Below are 15,773 nucleotides of genomic sequence, written 5' to 3'. Positions count from 1 at the left end.
ATTTTACCTTGTCTTCATCAGGGATAATCAATTCCTATGCATGAACCCATCTTCACCCGCCTGCGCCGCCACGCCGGTCATTTCGGCGCTTTGCTCGCTGCTTTGGCCCTGTTCGGCTGCGACCGCAATGGCAATCCCATCGAGGAGTTCGGTTTGGACAAGCTGCAAAAGGGTGTTTCCAGCGAAGCCGACGTGCGCGGCGTGATGGGCCAGCCCGATACCGTCTGGGAAGACGGTGGCGGGGCCCGGACCCTGGAATATCCCAAGGGGCCGGAAGGCATCCGGACCTGGATGTTCCGCATCGGAGCCTCCGGTACCTTGATCGATTACACACAAGTGCTGACTCAAGAGCATTTCGACACCATCCGCGCGGGTATGACGACTGAGCAGATCCGCCGCGAATTTGGCCGGCCGCGCAGCGTGGTGCAGTTTGCCCGCAAGAATGAGGAAGTGTGGGACTGGAAGTATCACTACGTGCACGAGGACCGGCTCTTCAACGTGCATTTCGACATCACGACCAAGAGGGGCGTGCGGACTTCGATTTCGGAAATCTCTGGTCACTAGGACGGTTTGCCTTAGCAAGTAAAAGCAGCACCGAGCATGGATACAGCTTTGCATTCTTGCCGGTTTATTGTTCCCCTCCCCCCAATATCTCGCCTCGTCATCTCCTGACATTCAGGTCATCCAACAGCATGGGTTGAATGCGGGTTAGCGCTATTCATTTTCCCATGTCAGCGTAAGCAGTTTCTCTTCTGCTTTTTTGGGGCCAGAATCAACGTTGCGATTTCTGACATCGATCATCTGTTGGCCCAGATTGCGGTTCAGCTTGCACGAGTGAGTCATTGATCTGAAACCAATCTCTTCAGCGTATCCCCGCCCGCATGAACGACTGCACAAACTGCCGCTGAAACAGCAGGAACGCCAGCAGCAGCGGCGCAGAGGTCATCAGCGTGGCCGCCGTGATGATGGACCAGTCCACCCCCTGGTCGGTGGAGGAGAACACTTGCAGGCCCACCGTCAGCGGGCGCGATTCCACCGAATTGGTCACGATCAGCGGCCACAGGAAGTTGTTCCAGTGGGTGCTCACCGACACCAGCCCGAAGGCGATATAGATCGGCCTGGCCAGCGGCACATACACCTGCATCAGGATCTGCCAGGCCGATGCGCCCTCTACGGTGGCGGCTTCATCCAGTTCGCGCGGCACCGTCTTGAAGGTCTGGCGCAGCAGGAAGATGCCGAAGGCCGAGGCGAAGTAGGGCAGGCCAATCGAGAGGATGGTGTCGCGCAGGCCCAGCAGGTTCATGGTCTGGTAGTTTTCCACGATGAGGATGTCGGGCATCACCATCAGTTGCAGCAGTACCAGCATGAACATCACATTGCTGCCCCGAAAAGTGAAGCGGGCAAACGCATAGGCCGCCAGGGTGGAGAGGATCAGCTGCGCCACCAGGATCAATGTCACCAGCAGGAAGGTATTGAGGAAATAGCGCGGAAAAGGCGCGGCCTGCCAGGCGTTGACGAAATTCTGTAGCGTCAGCGGGGCGTCCGGCACGAACCTGGTAGCGAAGGCGGCCGGATGAAAGGCCGTCCACAGCGCATACAACAGCGGCAGCAGCCACAGCAGCGCCAGCACCCAGGCAGAGACGGTTTCCAGCGCGCGATGGCGTTCGGCGAAAGGCGAGGTGGGCGCGATCATTGGTAATGGGTCCGGCGATCAAGTACACGAAACTTCACCAGTGCAATCAGTCCCAACAGGGCCAGCAGCACTACCGTCAGGGCTGCAGCGTAGGAAGAATCCCAGAAGGCGAAGCCAACTTCATAGATGTAATAAAGCAGCAGGGAACTGGCGTTGTCCGGCCCGCCCTTGGTCATTACCACGATGTGGTCCACCAGGCGGAAGGCGTTGATGAGCGCATTGATGAGCACGAAGAGCGTGGTGGGCATCAGCAGCGGGAACTGCACGCGCCAGAAGTATTGCCAGCGCGATGCTCCTTCCAGTGCCGCGGCTTCGGCCAGCACCGGCGAGATCTGCTGCAGCGCGGCCAGGTAGAAGATCATGAAGAATCCTGCTTCCTTCCATACCGCCACCACCATCAGCGCACCCAGCACGGTCTGCGGATTGCCCAGCCAGTTGTGCGAGGGCAGGCCGAGCGCGCCGGTGATCTGCTCCAGCAGGCCATATTGCGGCGTATAGAAGAACAGCCAGATATTGGCCACCGCGATCATCGGCAGCACCGTCGGGGTGAAATAGGCCAGGCGCAGCACGCCGCGCCCGGCCAGTTTCTCATTGACCCACAGCGCCATCAGGATGGCCAGGGCAATGGCCAGCGGGATGGTGCCCAGGGCAAACCAGAGGTTGTTGCACAGGGCCTGCCAGAACACCGGATCGTCCGCCATCAGCCGGTAATTCTCCAGTCCGACGAAGACCGATGGCCGGGCTCCCTTGGGTGTGGAAAAGAAGCTGTGCCAGAGCGTCGCCAACGCCGGGTAGTGCGTGAAGGCAATCAGCAGCACCATCGCCGGCGAGAGCAGCAGCCAGGGCAGCACGGAGGAGGGCAGGCGTTTCATCGGCAGGCCTTGTGCAACGGAGCGCTTAGCGGCCGTAGGCGCGCAGGATGCGCTCGGCTTCGCGCTGGGCATCCTTCAAGGCTGCTTCCGGCGTCTTGGTGCCGGACAAGGCGGCCTGCAGGTTGTCGTTCAGGGCCTTGGTCACGCGCTGGTTGTCGTGGGTGGACAGTTCGGCCACGCCGTACTTCATCTGCTCGCGTGCGACATCGGCGGCCGGCACGTCCTGCAGATATTTCTTCATCTCCGGGGTATCCCAGGCATCCTGGCGCGGCGCCACGTAGCCGGTAGCAATCGACCACTGCGCCGCGCGCGCCGGCTCGGTGGCGAAGCGGATGAACTTCATGGCGGCCTGCTGCTCGGCCGGCGAGGTCTTGTTGAAGACGTAGAAGTTGCCGCCGCCGGTGGGGCTGCCCGGATGCCTGATGCCCGGCAGCATGGCCACGCCGAAGGGGAAGCTGGCGTTGGTGCGGATGTTGGTCAGGTTGCCGGTGGTGGTCCAGACCATGGCGGCCTTCTGCTCCAGGAAGTCCTTGGGCGTGGTGCCCCACTCGATGGAACCGGCCGGCATCACCTTGTCACGGGTGGTCAGGTCGACCCAGTGTTGCAGGGCCTGCACCGCGCCCGGCTTGTCGAAATAGGTCTTGGTGCCAGTGCTGTTCATGAGGAGGGTGTCATTGGAGGCGGTCATGGCCTGGAACATCCAGTAGCCGAAGCCGGTGGAAGGAATCTTCACGCCCCACTGGGTGACGTTGCCGGCAGCGTCGCGCCTGGTCAGCTTCTTGGCGGCTTCGACCATTTCGTTCCAGTTGGCCGGGGCCTTCTCCGGGTTCAGGCCGGCTTCCTTGAACAGGGTCTTGTTGTAGTACATCACGATGGTCGAGCGCTGGAAGGGAATGCCCCAGGTCTTGCCATCGGTCTGGCTGTTTTCCATGAAGCCCTTGTAGAAGCCATCTATCCACTTCTTGTCTTCAGCGCTGCCAGCCAGGCTGTCGATGGGGACGATGGCATTCTCGTCGATCAGGGTGAAGAGGTCGGTCGAGAGGAGCACGGCCAGGGTCGGCGGGGTGCCGCCCTTGAAGGCGGTCAGCGCCTTGACGATGCTTTCCTGGTAGGTGCCGGCATAGATGGCCTTGACCTTGATGTCGGGATTGGCCTTCTCGAAGTCAGCCACCATGCTGTCGATGGTCTTGGTGACTGCGCCGCCCACGGCGACCGGGTAATAGAAGCTGATCTCGACCGGATTGGCGGCCAGCACCGGCGCACAGAAGGCGGCTGAGACAGCCAGGGCGGCCAGGGACTTGAGGAAGGTTCTACGCATGATGCATCTCCATGAGGTGGATGGGTTGGCTTGCTGCGGAAATCATCGAGGGGATCAGGCGCGGCGCAGACCGCTTTCCTGATCGAAGAAGTACTGGTCGCGGGCGTCCCAGGCCAGGTGCACCGGTTGGCCTGCGTTGAACCGGTGTTGCCCGGCAGCGCGCACCAGCAGCGAGGCGCTGCCAATGCGCGCGCCAATGATGGTGTCTGCACCGAAGTATTCGACCGTCTCGACCACGGCGGGCACGCACGACTCGCTGGGAGCGGCCAGGCGGATGTGTTCCGGACGCAGGCCCAGTTGCAAGGGCGCCTGGCCGAGGTCACGCAGGATCACATCGCTGCCGCGGATGACCAATCCTTGGGCGTGGGGGGCCAGCGGCAGCAGGTTCATCGGCGGCGTGCCGATGAAGCGGGCCGCAAAGGCCGTGGCCGGCTGGGCGTAGAGATCGGCGGGGGCGGCATCCTGTTCGATGCGGCCTTCGCGCAGCAGGATCACCTGGTCGGCCATGCTCATGGCTTCGGTCTGGTCGTGGGTGACGTAGACCATGGTCATGTTCAGCTGCTGTTGCAGGGCGCGGATTTCGCGGCGCATTTCCTGGCGCAGCTGGGCATCGAGGTTGGAGAGCGGCTCATCCATCAGGCAGACCGGCGCATCTGCAATGATGGCCCGGCCCAGCGCCACGCGCTGCTGCTGGCCACCGGAGAGCTGCGCGGGGCGGCGCTCCAGCAGGTGCGACAGGCCGAGGATATCGGCCACGCGCTTCAGGCGTGATTCGTAGCCGGCGCGCGGCTCCTTGCGCACGCGCACGCCGAAGAGGATGTTGTCGCGCACGCTCAGGTGCGGGAACAGCGCATACGACTGGAACACCATGGAAATCTTGCGCTGGGCCGGGGGCAGTTGCGTGACATCGCGTCCGCCGATGTGGATGCTGCCGGAGGTGGGTTTGTCCAGTCCCGCGATCAGGCGCAGGGTAGTCGACTTGCCGCAGCCCGAAGGCCCCAGCAGGACGGTGAACTGCCCCGACTTGACCTCGAAATCGATGTTGCTCACCGCCTGGGCTTGACCCCAGTGCTTGCAGACGCCCTGCAAGGAGATGGCTGCCATGCTTGGTTCCTCGTGGTGATGCGATCACGCCGCGCCGCTGCGGATCTGCTCCACCAGCAGGCGCGCACTCGGTTCGTCGATGATCAGTTCGTTGATGAAGCCGCCGCGCAGCGCCGCTTTGAGGCCCGGCAGCTTGCCGGTGCCGGAGACCACGCACAGCGAGTGCGCGGCGCGGGCGAAGCAGTCCATGTCGGGGCCGCTGTTGCGGGCATTGATGGCGACGTCGCGCCAGCTGCCATCGGCGCGGAAGAAGACGGTGGCGATGTCGCCGACCAGGCCGTCTTCGCGCAGGATCCGGCGTTCTTCTTCACCCAGATAGCCAGCGGTATGAATGTAGCTTCCGGTCGCCTCGGCCCCGATGGAAAACAGCAGGATGGAAGCCCGCTCCTGCAGGTCGCGGATGGCCTTGATGCTCTTTTCCCGCCACAGCGCGCTGCGCGTTTCGGGGTAGTCGAAGAAGGCCGGCACCGGCAGGTGATGGGCACGCGCACCATAGTTGTGGGCAAAGCGCGAGACGATGGATTCGCTGAAACTGTTGATGAAGCTGGCCCCGCTGCCCGAGCCATTGAGCGCCACCACATCGACATCATGCACGTGGCGCGGCAGCAGCTGGTCGGCGATCTGCGCCACCGTGGTGCCCCAGGCCAGGCCGATGATGGTGCCGGGTGCGACCAGCGAATTGACGCAGGCGGCGGCGTGGCAGGTGACGCGCTGCAGGGTTTCCTTGTCGGTGGCGGCGGCGGCCACCGGGACCACCTGGATGGAGCGCAGCCGGTAATGATGGGCGATGGCGGCTTCCAGACTGCCGGAGACCTGCTGCGGATCGTGAACGCGGATTTCCACCAGGCCGCGCTCGAGCGCGAAGGACAGCAGGCGCGAAACGGTCGCGCGCGAGGTGCCGATTTCATCGGCGATGGCGGCGGTGGTCATGTTCTGGAAGTAATACAGCCGCGCCACCCGCACCGCCAGGTAGGCGGTTTCCTGTCTATCCCCTTGGGCCATTGTTATTGTGCTTACCGGTGAATGTGAATCTTCAGCACCTGCCCCTGGACTGCCCCCCGGCAGGCCAGGCGGACAGGGCCTCCTGACAACGTTTTCACGATGGTAGCGAGCGATTGTTACCGCATGATGAACAAACGTTCCGATTTACAGGGAGCCGGGCGAGGCAAAAGAAAAGCGACGCACCAGGCGTCGCTTTCAGGAGGAGGGGGACAGGCTCAGTGCCGCATGATCCGCCGCATCACGATGGGCGGGGCTTCCAGTGGATTGGCGCGGGTGTATTCCAGCTCCGGCGCGATCTCGAAGCCGAAGGCGGCATACAGGTCCACCAGTTGCGCCTGGTCGGTACGTACCGCCAGCCGCAGTTCGCGTACATCGGCCGACTGGGCGCGGTGGATCAGGGCTTCCATCAGGTGCTGGGACAAGCGCTCACCCCGGAAGGCCGGGGCGATGCCCATGCGGCGGATTTCCCAGACATCGCTTTCGGTATCGAGCGGCAGCCAGCGCACCGAGCCGGCCGGTGTCTCGCCACGGAGCAGGATGAAGGCGCCGCCATGCTGCAGGTCTTCCTGCACATCGTCGGGGGCCTCGCGGTGACCCGAGGAACTGGGTGCCACCTTGTTGGCCCAGCTGTGACGGGTCAGTTCGGCGATCAGGCTGGCATCTTCCGAGGTGGCTTCACGTATCACCAGGTTCATGACGATCTTTCCTCCTGCACAGGCTATCGGCGGCGCGTGGCTTAGCGCACGCGCATGCCCGGCTCGGCACCCGGCCAGGGGTTGAGCACGTAGATGCCCGGATTGGCCTTCTCATCCTTGGCCGAGGCCGCCAGCACCATGCCTTCGGACACGCCGAACTTCATCTTGCGCGGCGCCAGGTTGGCCACCATCACGGTCAGCTTGCCGACCAGTTCTTCCGGCTTATAGGCCGAGGCGATACCGGAGAAGACGTTGCGGGTGCGGCCTTCGCCAGCATCCAGGGTCAGGCGCAGCAGCTTGGTGGAACCTTCCACGGCTTCGCAGTTGACGATCTTGGCGATGCGCAGGTCGACCTTGGCGAAGTCATCGATGGAAATTTCCGGGGCCAGTTCTTCGATCGCGCTTTCAGCCGCCGCAGGTGCGGCCGCAGGCGCTTCCGGCGCTTCGAACAGGGCATCCAGCATCTTGGGATCGACCCGCTGCATCAGGTGCGAATAGGCATTGATGACGTGGCCATCGGCCAGCGGTACGGCCACATCGGTCCACTGGAACGGCTGGACCTGCAGGAAGGCTTCCACCTGGGCGGCCAGTTGCGGCAGCACCGGTTTCAGGTAGACGGTCAGGATGCGGAAGGCTTCCAGCAGGCGGCTGCAGACTTCATGCAGTTGCGCGTCCTTGCTGCTGTCCTTGGCCAGTTCCCAGGGCTTGTTGGCATCGACGTAGGCGTTGATGGCGTCGGCTTGCTCCATCACCAGGCGCAGGGCCTTGCCGTATTCGCGCTGCTCGTAGAGGCTGCGGATCTCGTCGGCCACGCCGCGCAGCCTGGTCAGGAAGGCGTCGTCAGCGCTGGCCCACTGGGTCGACACGCGGCCTTCGAAACGCTTGGCGATGAAACCGGCGGCACGGCTGGCGATGTTGACGTACTTGCCGATCAGGTCGGCATTGACGCGGGCAACGAAGTCGTCCGGATTGAAGTCCACGTCTTCCACCTTGGCGTTCAACTTGGCGGCGATGTAGTAGCGCAGCCATTCCGGGTTCATGCCGATGTCCAGATAGCGCAGCGGCGAGATGCCGGTGCCGCGCGACTTGGACATCTTCTCCCCGCTGACGGTGATGAAACCGTGCGCAAAGACGTTGGTCGGCGTCTTGCGGCCGGCGAACTTGAGCATGGCGGGCCAGAACAGGGTGTGGAAGTAGGTGATGTCCTTGCCGATGAAGTGGTACTGCTCGGTCTTGTCGTCGGCCATGAAGGCGTCGAAGTCGCGGCCGGTCTTGGCGAAGTAGTTCTTCAGCGAGGCCAGGTAGCCGATGGGGGCGTCCAGCCAGACGTAGAAATACTTGCCCGGTGCATCCGGAATCTCGATGCCGAAGTAGGGCGCGTCGCGGCTGATGTCCCAGTCGCCCAGGCCGCCTTCGCCATCCAGCCATTCCTTGGCCTTGTTGGCCACCTCCGGTTGCAGGCGGTTGTTGTCCAGCGCCCATTCGCGCAGGAAGGCCACGCACTTCGGGTCGGACAGCTTGAAGAAGAAGTGCTCGGAGGACTTCATCACGGGCGTGGCGCCGGAGAGGGTCGAGTACGGGTTCTTCAGGTCGGTGGGCGCATAGACCGCGCTGCAGTTCTCGCAGGAGTCGCCGTACTGGTCCTTGGTGCCGCACTTGGGGCATTCGCCCTTGATGTAGCGGTCCGGCAGGAACATGTTCTTCACCGGATCGTAGAACTGGTCGATGGTCTTGGTGGAGATCAGCTTGGCCTCGTCGCGCAGGGCGCGGTAGATCTCTTGCGACAGTTCGTGGTTTTCCGGGCTGTCGGTGGAACTCCAGTTGTCGAAGGCGATGTGGAAGCCATCCAGGTACTGCTTGCGGCCGGCGGCGATGTTGGCCACGAACTGCTGCGGCGTGATGCCGGCCTTTTCGGCGGCGATCATGATGGGCGCGCCGTGGGCGTCGTCGGCACCGACGAAGTGCACCTCATTGCCCTGCATTCGCTGGAACCGGACCCAGATGTCGGCCTGGATGTATTCCATGATGTGGCCGATGTGGAAAGCGCCGTTGGCGTAGGGGAGTGCGGTCGTGACGAAGAGTTGGCGAGGTGCGGAAGTGCTCATTGGCGATACGGACGATGCAAGTGGGTTAAGGCGCAGGCGCGCCGAAATAGCAAGAAAACTGCAATAAAACTGCCATGAAAGAGGGGCATTCTATCAGCCAGCGGGCCTTGGGCGCAGTAGTTGCTCCGTTGCAATCAATATGAAGGGTTTTGCAAGGGGCGCTTTGATCGCCGCACAGGGCGGCGCTGGCGCGATTGGTTTAGACTTGCGGGTTCTGAGCAAGGAGAACCAATGAGCATTACCGTGGAAGAGATCAAGGCGGCCCTGTTGCAGGTGATCGACCCTAATACCGGCCGTGACCTGATCCGGGGCAAGGAAGCCCGCAACATCCGCGTCGAGGGCGGTCGTGTGCTGCTGGACGTGGAGCTGGGCTATCCGGCGGCCAGCCAGATCGCGCCGATCCGCCAGCTGGTCGAAGCGGCGCTGGGCAAGCTGCCGGGCGTGAGCGCTGTCGAGGCCAACGTCTATTTCAAGATCGTGGCGCACGCGGTGCAGCGCGGCATCAAGCTCAAGAGCAACGTCAAGAACATCATCGCCGTGGCCTCGGGCAAGGGCGGGGTGGGCAAGTCCACCACGGCCGTCAATCTCGCGCTGGCGCTGTCGGCCGAGGGCGCGCGCGTGGGTATTCTGGATGCCGATATCTATGGTCCTTCGCAGCCCATGATGATGGGCATCTCCGGTCAGCCTGAAACCAAGGATGGCAAGACCATGGAGCCGCTGGAGAACCACGGCCTGCAGGTGTCGTCCATCGGTTTCATGATCGATCCGGACGAACCCATGGTCTGGCGCGGCCCCATCGTCACGCAAGCCCTGCAGCAATTGCTGGACCAGACCAACTGGCGTGACCTGGATTACCTGATCGTTGACATGCCGCCGGGCACTGGCGACGTGCAGCTGACTTTATCGCAGAAGGTGCCGGTCACCGGTGCGGTCATCGTGACCACCCCGCAGGACATCGCCCTGCTGGATGCGCGCAAGGGTTTGCGCATGTTCGAGAAGGTCGGCATCCCCATCCTGGGCATCGTGGAAAACATGAGCATGCACGTCTGTTCCAACTGCGGCCATGCCGAGCCCATCTTTGGCGTGGGTGGCGGGGAGAAGATGTGTGCGGACTTTGGCGTGGATTTCCTGGGCGCCTTGCCGCTGACCATGGAAATCCGCCAGCAGACCGATTCCGGCAAGCCCACCGTGGTGGCTGATCCGGACGGCAAGGTGGCCGAGATCTACAAGACCATCGCCCGCAAGGTCGCCGTAAAGGTGGCCGAGAAGGCGCGCGACATGACCAGCAAGTTCCCCAGCATCGTGGTGCAGAACGACTGAGGTCCGCCTCGGGGCGGCCTGCCGGCATGGCGTGCCGCCCTGCAAAGGCGTTAAAATGACGCCTTTCCGAATTTCTTTGCTTGACCGATGGCCGGCCCTGGCACTCCAGGACCGGCCTGATTTTTACTCGCTATCATGACTGCCACTCAAGTTCGTACCCGTTTCGCTCCCAGCCCCACCGGCTACCTGCATCTGGGCGGCGCCCGCACGGCGCTGTTCTCCTGGGCCTACGCCCGTCGCTTCGGCGGCACCTTCGTGCTGCGCATCGAAGATACCGACGTCGAGCGTTCCACCCCGGAAGCGGTGCAGGCCATCATCGAGGGCATGCAGTGGCTGGGGCTGGAGCATGACGAAGGTCCGTTCTACCAGATGAAGCGCATGGATCGCTATCGCGAAGTGATCGCGCAAATGCTGGAGCAAGGCACCGCTTACTACTGCTACTGCACGCCGGAAGAAGTGGAAGCCATGCGCGAGCGCCAGCGTGCAGCCGGCGAGAAGCCGCGCTACGACGGCACCTGGCGTCCGGAGCCGGGCAAGACCCTGCCGGCCATCCCGGAAGGCCGCAAGCCGGTGGTGCGTTTCAAGAATCCGCAGGATGGCGAAGTCAGCTGGAACGATGTGGTCAAGGGCCCTATCACGATTTCCAACCGCGAACTGGACGATCTGGTGATCGCCCGTCCCGACGGCACCCCCACCTACAACTTCTGCGTGGTGGTGGACGATTGGGACATGAAGATCACCCACGTCATCCGTGGCGACGACCATGTGAACAATACGCCGCGCCAGATCAACATTTTGAAGGCCCTGGGCGGCACGCTGCCCGAATATGGCCATGTGCCGATGATCCTGGGTGCGGATGGCGAGAAGCTGTCCAAGCGCCATGGCGCGGTCAGCGTGATGGATTACCCGGCCCAGGGCTATCTGCCTGAAGCCATGCTGAACTATCTGGCGCGCCTGGGCTGGAGCCATGGCGACGACGAGATTTTCTCGATGCAGCAATTCTGCGAATGGTTCGACCTGGATCACCTGACCAAGGCGCCGGCGCAATTCAATCCGGAAAAGCTGAACTGGCTCAACAACCACTACATCAAGCTGGCTGACAACGCCCGCCTGGCCGATCTGGTCCGCCCGTTGCTGCAGGCACAGGGTGCGGTGTTCGAGGGCGCGCCTGATCTGGCGGCCGTGATCGCTTTGCTGAAGGACCGCGCCAATACCGTCAACGAGATTGCTGCTGCGGCGCTGATGTTCTATCGCCAGCCGGCCCCGGATGCGGCGCTGGTAGCGCAGCACATTACCGAGGCGATCAAGCCGGCGCTGGCCGACTTTGCCCAGCGTGTGGCAACGGTGGAATGGACCAAGGAAGCCATTGCCCCGATGATCAAGGAAGTCCTGGCTGCGCACGGCATCAAGATGCCGCAGCTGGCCATGCCCTTGCGCCTGATCGTGGCGGGGCAATTGCAGACCCCGGCCATTGACGCCGTGCTGCAATTGTTTGGTCGTGAGGCTGTTAAGGCACGTTTGGCGGCATATCTTTGAAAAAGAGAAATTATTTTTCAAAAACATGTTGTCTTTTGAAAATAGGTATTGCATAATCTCGCTTCTTCGCAACGGGGGTATAGCTCAGCTGGGAGAGCGCTTGCATGGCATGCAAGAGGTCAGCGGTTCGATCCCGCTTACCTCCACCAGCGACCCGCAGATGTTTGGCGGTGATATTTCAGGCGAAGCTTGAAGTGTAGAAACAAGAAGTAATGTGAAGTACCTGCTTGTCCCCTTCGTCTAGAGGCCTAGGACATCACCCTTTCACGGTGAGTACGGGGGTTCGAATCCCCCAGGGGACGCCAGATTTCGATATCTGTGCTGTCACCCAGCAGGCAGCGCAGGTAAGTAGCGGTACAGTGTCCCCTTCGTCTAGAGGCCTAGGACATCACCCTTTCACGGTGAGTACGGGGGTTCGAATCCCCCAGGGGACGCCAGGTAGCAAAATAGTCCGATCAAGGTTGGATTATAGAAGTCCAGCGATGTGCTTGAGCACATCGCGTGGGGATTCGAAGGGAATCGCTTGCAAGCGATTCCGCGGCCCGCAGAATGTGGGCGAATCCCCCAGGGGACGCCAGGTTGTAAGTAGTCTGATCTGACCGGTCAGGCTACCTTGAGGTTGGATAGTCCGGAGTTTGGGACTTTTCCTTTCGCAGGGGGTATAGCTCAGCTGGGAGAGCGCTTGCATGGCATGCAAGAGGTCAGCGGTTCGATCCCGCTTACCTCCACCAGCGACCCGCATGGAAATGTGGGGTGAATTGGCGGAAGAGCTGATTCGAGGAATTTATAGTTGTGACCGTTTTGTCCCCTTCGTCTAGAGGCCTAGGACATCACCCTTTCACGGTGAGTACGGGGGTTCGAATCCCCCAGGGGACGCCAAATAAAAAAGCCCGCGCAAGCGGGCTTTTTTGTTTGGTGGCCGCTGGCGATGTGCTTGAGCACATCGCGGGGGGATTCGAAGGGTTTCGCTTGCAAGCGAAACCGGGCCCGCGGCACGTGGGCGAATCCCTCGCTCGCACAGCGAGCGTTAGAGGGCAGTGGAGCGCGCACCTGACGCGATCCAAGTCAACCCAGTCAACCGAAAGCCCGCGCAAGCGGGCTTTTTTATTTGGTGGCCGCTAGCGATGTGCTTGAGCACATCGCGGGGGGGATTCGAAGGGTTTCGCTTGCAAGCGAAACCGGGCCCGCGGCACGTGGGCGAATCCCTCGCTCGCACAGCGAGCGTTAGAGGGCGGTGGGAGCGCGCACCTGACGCGATCCAAGTCAACCAGTCAACCGAAAGCCCGCGCAAGCGGGCTTTTTTGTACATCCATTGCCAATAAACAGCCGCCCCGAACCCCGAGAAGTTCATCGCACCTGCATTTGTCTCTCGCGCAACATTTTCCCCGAGAATTTTGCGCTATGCTCCCCCATCTGTTCCCGACCTCGTTGCAAGGCCCCACTGATCGCAGGAGCGTAAATGACCGCAGCCGCCCATCTCGACATCGACCCCCGTGGCCTGGCCACGATCACCCTCAATCGTCCTGACGTCCACAATGCCTTCGACGATCAGCTGATCGCCCACCTGATCGACCTGATCACCCAGGCGCGCGAGGATGCGCGCACCCGCGTGCTGCTGCTGGCCTCGACCGGCAAGTCCTTCTCCGCTGGTGCCGACCTGGCCTGGATGCGCCGCATGGCCGATGCCTCGCGTGAGGACAATCTGCGCGATGCCCGCAAGCTGGCCCTGCTCATGGAAACGCTCAACAGTTTCCCGGCCCCGACCCTGGCCAAGGTGCAGGGCGCGGTGATGGGCGGCGGTGTCGGGCTGGTGTCGTGCTGCGATATCGTGGTGGCTTCCGAGGCGGCGTTCTTTGCGCTCTCCGAAGTCAAGCTGGGCCTGGCCCCCGCAGCCATCAGCCCATATGTGATCGCCAAGATGGGCGTGGCGCAGGCGCGGCGCTTCTTTGTCTCCGGCGAGCGTTTCACGGCCATCCGCGCTGCCGCCATCGGACTGGTGCATGAAGTGGTATTGGCCCAGGAACTCGATGCCAAGGTCTTGCAGATGATCGACGGCTTGCTGGCCAACGGACCACAGGCGATGCGCGCCGCCAAGCAACTGGTACAGGTAGCCAATCCGCTGCAGGTTACGCCTGAGCTGGCCGAATACACGGCCGGCGTCATTGCCGACCTGCGTGCCTCACCGGAAGGACGGGAAGGCCTGCGCGCCTTCCTCGAAAAAGATGCGCCCGCCTGGACGCGCGCTTCATCTTCAGCAGGATAAGCATGAAACCCATGCACGTCGCTATCGCCGGTGCCGGCCCGGCCGGATTGGCCATGGCGCTTTATCTCAAGCGCGCCGGCCCTCGGCCCCGGGCTGAGCGCGTTCAGCGCGAGCAGAGGTTTTTCTTCACTTGCGCTCTTCGCGGCAGAACATGCGGCTGTGCAGCTGGCAACGTTCGCGTTCCTCGGGTGTCATCGCTTCCCAGCGTGCGCGCATGAAGCGGCGCTTCTCGCGCCAGCCGCCATGCCGCCCGCGAAAGCCGCCGAACAGTATCCGGCACAGCACCAGCAATCCCAGCGCCCGCCAGAAGCCGATCTCGGCCACACCCGGGAAGATCGGCGGCATCACCCAGTTCCACAGCAGCATCACTACCGCGCCCAGGACCGGCACGCACAGCAGGCAAAGCAGCAGCTTCACGCCCCAGCGGCGCGGACCACGCCCGTCGCCGAAGCCACGAACGCGGCGCGCCGGGGCGGGGGGATTTTGGGGCATTTCATTCTGATCCATTACATCTCCAATTCGTCATAAACCGCCTGCAAGCGCTCGCGCAGATGCAGGACTGCATAGCGCTTGCGCGCCAGCAGGGTATTTAAGCTGGTACCGCTGGCAGCGGCCATTTCCTTGAAGCTGAGGCCATCGAGTTCATGCGCGATGAAGACCTCGCGCTGCGCCTCGGGCAGTTCGTCCAGTGCCTCCTGCAGGGCTTCGATCAGGGTGGCGCGGGCATAGGCCGCTTCCGGGCCGCCATCGCTGGCCGGCAGGACCAGATCGAGGCGCCAGGCCTCATCGGCACCCTCGATGTCCTCGATGTCGCGCGCCTCGGGCAGGGGTTCTTCCTTCTTCTTGCGGAAGCGGTCGATGATGCGGTTGCGCGTCACCCGAAACAGCCAGGCGCTGACCTGCTCGATGGGCTCGGGCAGGCGATAGGCCTGGACGAACTCGTAGAACACTTCCTGCAGGATGTCTTCGGCCTCGCCCGCATCGGCCACGCGGCGACGGATGAAACCGCCCAGCCGGCCGCGCTCGCGCATGACGGTGGCGGTAATCTCGCGGTCCTGGTCGCTCATCGGGGAGAGGGTGGAAATGGGCTGCATGCCCTGAAGACGGTTGATCTCAGGGCATATTGTGTGCCAGCAGCAAAAAAAGGGGGAAAACCGGGAAGGGAAATGAAGAAAAAAGCAAAATCAGCGGCCTTGCGCGGGGAGCCTGCGCCTGGCAGCCGCTCCCCGCCCGAGGCTCCAGCCCTTACAACTCGATACGCGTGCCCAGCACCTGCAGGAACTGCGCGAGCCACGCCGGATGCGCCGGCCAGGCCGGTGCGGTCACCAGCTTGCCATCGGTGATGGCCGCATCCACCGCGATATCTGCGAACTGGCCACCGGCCAGCTTCACTTCCGGGGCGCAGGCCGGATAGGCCGAGACCTTCTTGCCTTCCAGCACGCCGGCCGCGGCCAGCACCTGCGGGCCGTGGCAGACTGCGGCGATGGGCTTGTCGGCCTTGGCGAAGGCTTGTACCAGTTCGATCACCTTGGGGTTCAGGCGCAGGTATTCCGGGGCGCGGCCACCGGCCACCACCAGGGCATCGTAGGCGGCAGCGCTGACCTCATCGAAGCTGGCGTTGAGGGCAAACTGGTGGCCCGGCTTTTCGGTATAGGTCTGGTCGCCTTCGAAATCGTGGATCGCGGTCTTCACCTTGTCGCCGGCTTTCTTGCCGGGGCAGACCGCATGAACGGTGTGGCCGACCATCTGCAGGGCCTGGAAAGGCACCATGGTTTCATAATCCTCGGCGAAATCACCGGTCAACAGCAGGATCTTCTTTGCAGCCATCGTCATCTCCTTGGGGTAAGACCGTCGGCGCGGGGAAG

General features: G+C 62.6%; 14 protein-coding genes and 5 tRNA genes. 9 read left to right on the top strand and 10 right to left on the bottom strand.

The genetic code is table 11. From position 1 onward, the window contains the following. The first annotated feature begins 36 nt into the window (after positions 1-36). Positions 37-564 carry a hypothetical protein gene (locus tag AACH55_RS16125; RefSeq protein ID WP_338715680.1) on the top strand — a complete coding sequence of 176 codons (528 nt, stop codon included), beginning with the start codon at positions 37-39 and terminating at the stop codon, positions 562-564. A 298-nt stretch (positions 565-862) separates the two neighbouring features. Here the strand turns inward: AACH55_RS16125 and AACH55_RS16120 are convergent, their stop codons facing one another. The 7 genes from AACH55_RS16120 to metG all read right to left on the bottom strand — a co-directional run bounded on the left by AACH55_RS16120 (position 863) and on the right by metG (position 8,789). Further along, positions 863-1,693 carry a carbohydrate ABC transporter permease gene (locus AACH55_RS16120; protein WP_338715678.1) on the bottom strand — a complete coding sequence of 277 codons (831 nt, stop codon included), beginning with the start codon at positions 1,691-1,693 and terminating at the stop codon, positions 863-865. Beyond that, positions 1,690-2,565 (bottom strand): sugar ABC transporter permease, encoded by an 876-nt coding sequence (locus AACH55_RS16115; RefSeq protein WP_338715677.1) that lies wholly within the window; start codon positions 2,563-2,565, stop codon positions 1,690-1,692. The genes AACH55_RS16120 and AACH55_RS16115 overlap by 4 nt, the downstream gene beginning before the upstream one ends. A 25-nt stretch (positions 2,566-2,590) precedes the next feature. Further along, positions 2,591-3,883 (bottom strand): ABC transporter substrate-binding protein, encoded by a 1,293-nt coding sequence (locus tag AACH55_RS16110; protein WP_338715676.1) that lies wholly within the window; start codon positions 3,881-3,883, stop codon positions 2,591-2,593. A gap of 54 nt (positions 3,884-3,937) precedes the next feature. Next, a complete protein-coding gene (locus tag AACH55_RS16105) occupies positions 3,938-4,987 on the bottom strand; it encodes an ABC transporter ATP-binding protein (RefSeq protein ID WP_338715675.1) in 1,050 nt (349 codons plus the stop codon). A 24-nt stretch (positions 4,988-5,011) separates the two neighbouring features. Beyond that, entirely contained in the window at positions 5,012-5,989 is a 978-nt protein-coding gene (locus AACH55_RS16100; protein ID WP_338715674.1) for a sugar-binding domain-containing protein, read from the bottom strand. A gap of 215 nt (positions 5,990-6,204) precedes the next feature. Continuing rightward, positions 6,205-6,684 (bottom strand): GNAT family N-acetyltransferase, encoded by a 480-nt coding sequence (locus AACH55_RS16095; RefSeq protein ID WP_338715673.1) that lies wholly within the window; start codon positions 6,682-6,684, stop codon positions 6,205-6,207. Positions 6,685-6,725: 41 nt separating this feature from the next. Continuing rightward, on the bottom strand, positions 6,726-8,789 hold the full coding sequence (gene metG, locus AACH55_RS16090; protein WP_338715672.1) for a methionine--tRNA ligase: 2,064 nt from the start codon (positions 8,787-8,789) through the stop codon (positions 6,726-6,728). Positions 8,790-9,020: 231 nt separating this feature from the next. On the opposite strand from metG, the gene apbC reads away from it, so the two are divergent. The 8 genes from apbC to AACH55_RS16050 all read left to right on the top strand — a co-directional run bounded on the left by apbC (position 9,021) and on the right by AACH55_RS16050 (position 13,908). Next, positions 9,021-10,109, top strand: a complete 1,089-nt coding sequence (apbC, locus tag AACH55_RS16085; protein WP_338715671.1) for an iron-sulfur cluster carrier protein ApbC — start codon at positions 9,021-9,023, stop codon at positions 10,107-10,109. Positions 10,110-10,244: 135 nt separating this feature from the next. Then, on the top strand, positions 10,245-11,645 hold the full coding sequence (gene gltX / locus AACH55_RS16080) for a glutamate--tRNA ligase (protein WP_338715670.1): 1,401 nt from the start codon (positions 10,245-10,247) through the stop codon (positions 11,643-11,645). 73 nt (positions 11,646-11,718) lie between these two features. Further along, positions 11,719-11,794 (top strand) — tRNA-Ala (locus AACH55_RS16075). Positions 11,795-11,874: 80 nt separating this feature from the next. Continuing rightward, positions 11,875-11,950, top strand: a tRNA-Glu gene (locus tag AACH55_RS16070). Positions 11,951-12,006: 56 nt separating this feature from the next. Continuing rightward, a tRNA-Glu gene (locus AACH55_RS16065) sits at positions 12,007-12,082 on the top strand. A gap of 218 nt (positions 12,083-12,300) precedes the next feature. Further along, positions 12,301-12,376 (top strand) — tRNA-Ala (locus AACH55_RS16060). A 72-nt stretch (positions 12,377-12,448) separates the two neighbouring features. Then, positions 12,449-12,524, top strand: a tRNA-Glu gene (locus AACH55_RS16055). 580 nt (positions 12,525-13,104) lie between these two features. After that, positions 13,105-13,908: an enoyl-CoA hydratase-related protein gene (locus AACH55_RS16050; protein WP_338715669.1), complete on the top strand. Its 804-nt coding sequence runs from the start codon at positions 13,105-13,107 to the stop codon at positions 13,906-13,908. Positions 13,909-14,034: 126 nt separating this feature from the next. On the opposite strand, the gene AACH55_RS16045 is transcribed toward AACH55_RS16050, so the two are convergent. From AACH55_RS16045 to AACH55_RS16035, 3 genes are all read right to left on the bottom strand, one after another. Next, complete coding sequence (locus AACH55_RS16045) at positions 14,035-14,400, bottom strand: hypothetical protein (protein WP_338715668.1); 366 nt, start codon at positions 14,398-14,400, stop codon at positions 14,035-14,037. Positions 14,401-14,414: 14 nt separating this feature from the next. Further along, a complete protein-coding gene (locus AACH55_RS16040; protein ID WP_338715667.1) occupies positions 14,415-15,002 on the bottom strand; it encodes a sigma-70 family RNA polymerase sigma factor in 588 nt (195 codons plus the stop codon). 151 nt (positions 15,003-15,153) lie between these two features. Further along, positions 15,154-15,735: a DJ-1/PfpI family protein gene (locus AACH55_RS16035; protein WP_008330196.1), complete on the bottom strand. Its 582-nt coding sequence runs from the start codon at positions 15,733-15,735 to the stop codon at positions 15,154-15,156. Between the last annotated feature and the right edge of the window lie 38 nt (positions 15,736-15,773).

Origin of the sequence: Herbaspirillum sp. DW155 (assembly GCF_037076565.1) — a bacterium.
Taxonomy (GTDB): domain Bacteria; phylum Pseudomonadota; class Gammaproteobacteria; order Burkholderiales; family Burkholderiaceae_D; genus Herbaspirillum.
The sequence above is the reverse complement of the archived record's forward strand: the minus strand, read 5'-3'. Positions and strand labels throughout refer to the sequence as shown.

Coding starts and splice junctions, on each gene's coding strand:
- AACH55_RS16110 (WP_338715676.1), bottom strand. CDS start 3,883: ATGCGTAGAACCTTCCTCAAGTCCCTGGCCGCCCTGGCTGTCTCAGCC.
- AACH55_RS16125 (WP_338715680.1), top strand. CDS start 37: ATGCATGAACCCATCTTCACCCGCCTGCGCCGCCACGCCGGTCATTTC.
- AACH55_RS16035 (WP_008330196.1), bottom strand. CDS start 15,735: ATGGCTGCAAAGAAGATCCTGCTGTTGACCGGTGATTTCGCCGAGGAT.
- AACH55_RS16105 (WP_338715675.1), bottom strand. CDS start 4,987: ATGGCAGCCATCTCCTTGCAGGGCGTCTGCAAGCACTGGGGTCAAGCC.
- metG (WP_338715672.1), bottom strand. CDS start 8,789: ATGAGCACTTCCGCACCTCGCCAACTCTTCGTCACGACCGCACTCCCC.
- apbC (WP_338715671.1), top strand. CDS start 9,021: ATGAGCATTACCGTGGAAGAGATCAAGGCGGCCCTGTTGCAGGTGATC.
- gltX (WP_338715670.1), top strand. CDS start 10,245: ATGACTGCCACTCAAGTTCGTACCCGTTTCGCTCCCAGCCCCACCGGC.
- AACH55_RS16040 (WP_338715667.1), bottom strand. CDS start 15,002: ATGCAGCCCATTTCCACCCTCTCCCCGATGAGCGACCAGGACCGCGAG.
- AACH55_RS16115 (WP_338715677.1), bottom strand. CDS start 2,565: ATGAAACGCCTGCCCTCCTCCGTGCTGCCCTGGCTGCTGCTCTCGCCG.
- AACH55_RS16045 (WP_338715668.1), bottom strand. CDS start 14,400: ATGCCCCAAAATCCCCCCGCCCCGGCGCGCCGCGTTCGTGGCTTCGGC.
- AACH55_RS16100 (WP_338715674.1), bottom strand. CDS start 5,989: ATGGCCCAAGGGGATAGACAGGAAACCGCCTACCTGGCGGTGCGGGTG.
- AACH55_RS16095 (WP_338715673.1), bottom strand. CDS start 6,684: ATGAACCTGGTGATACGTGAAGCCACCTCGGAAGATGCCAGCCTGATC.
- AACH55_RS16120 (WP_338715678.1), bottom strand. CDS start 1,693: ATGATCGCGCCCACCTCGCCTTTCGCCGAACGCCATCGCGCGCTGGAA.
- AACH55_RS16050 (WP_338715669.1), top strand. CDS start 13,105: ATGACCGCAGCCGCCCATCTCGACATCGACCCCCGTGGCCTGGCCACG.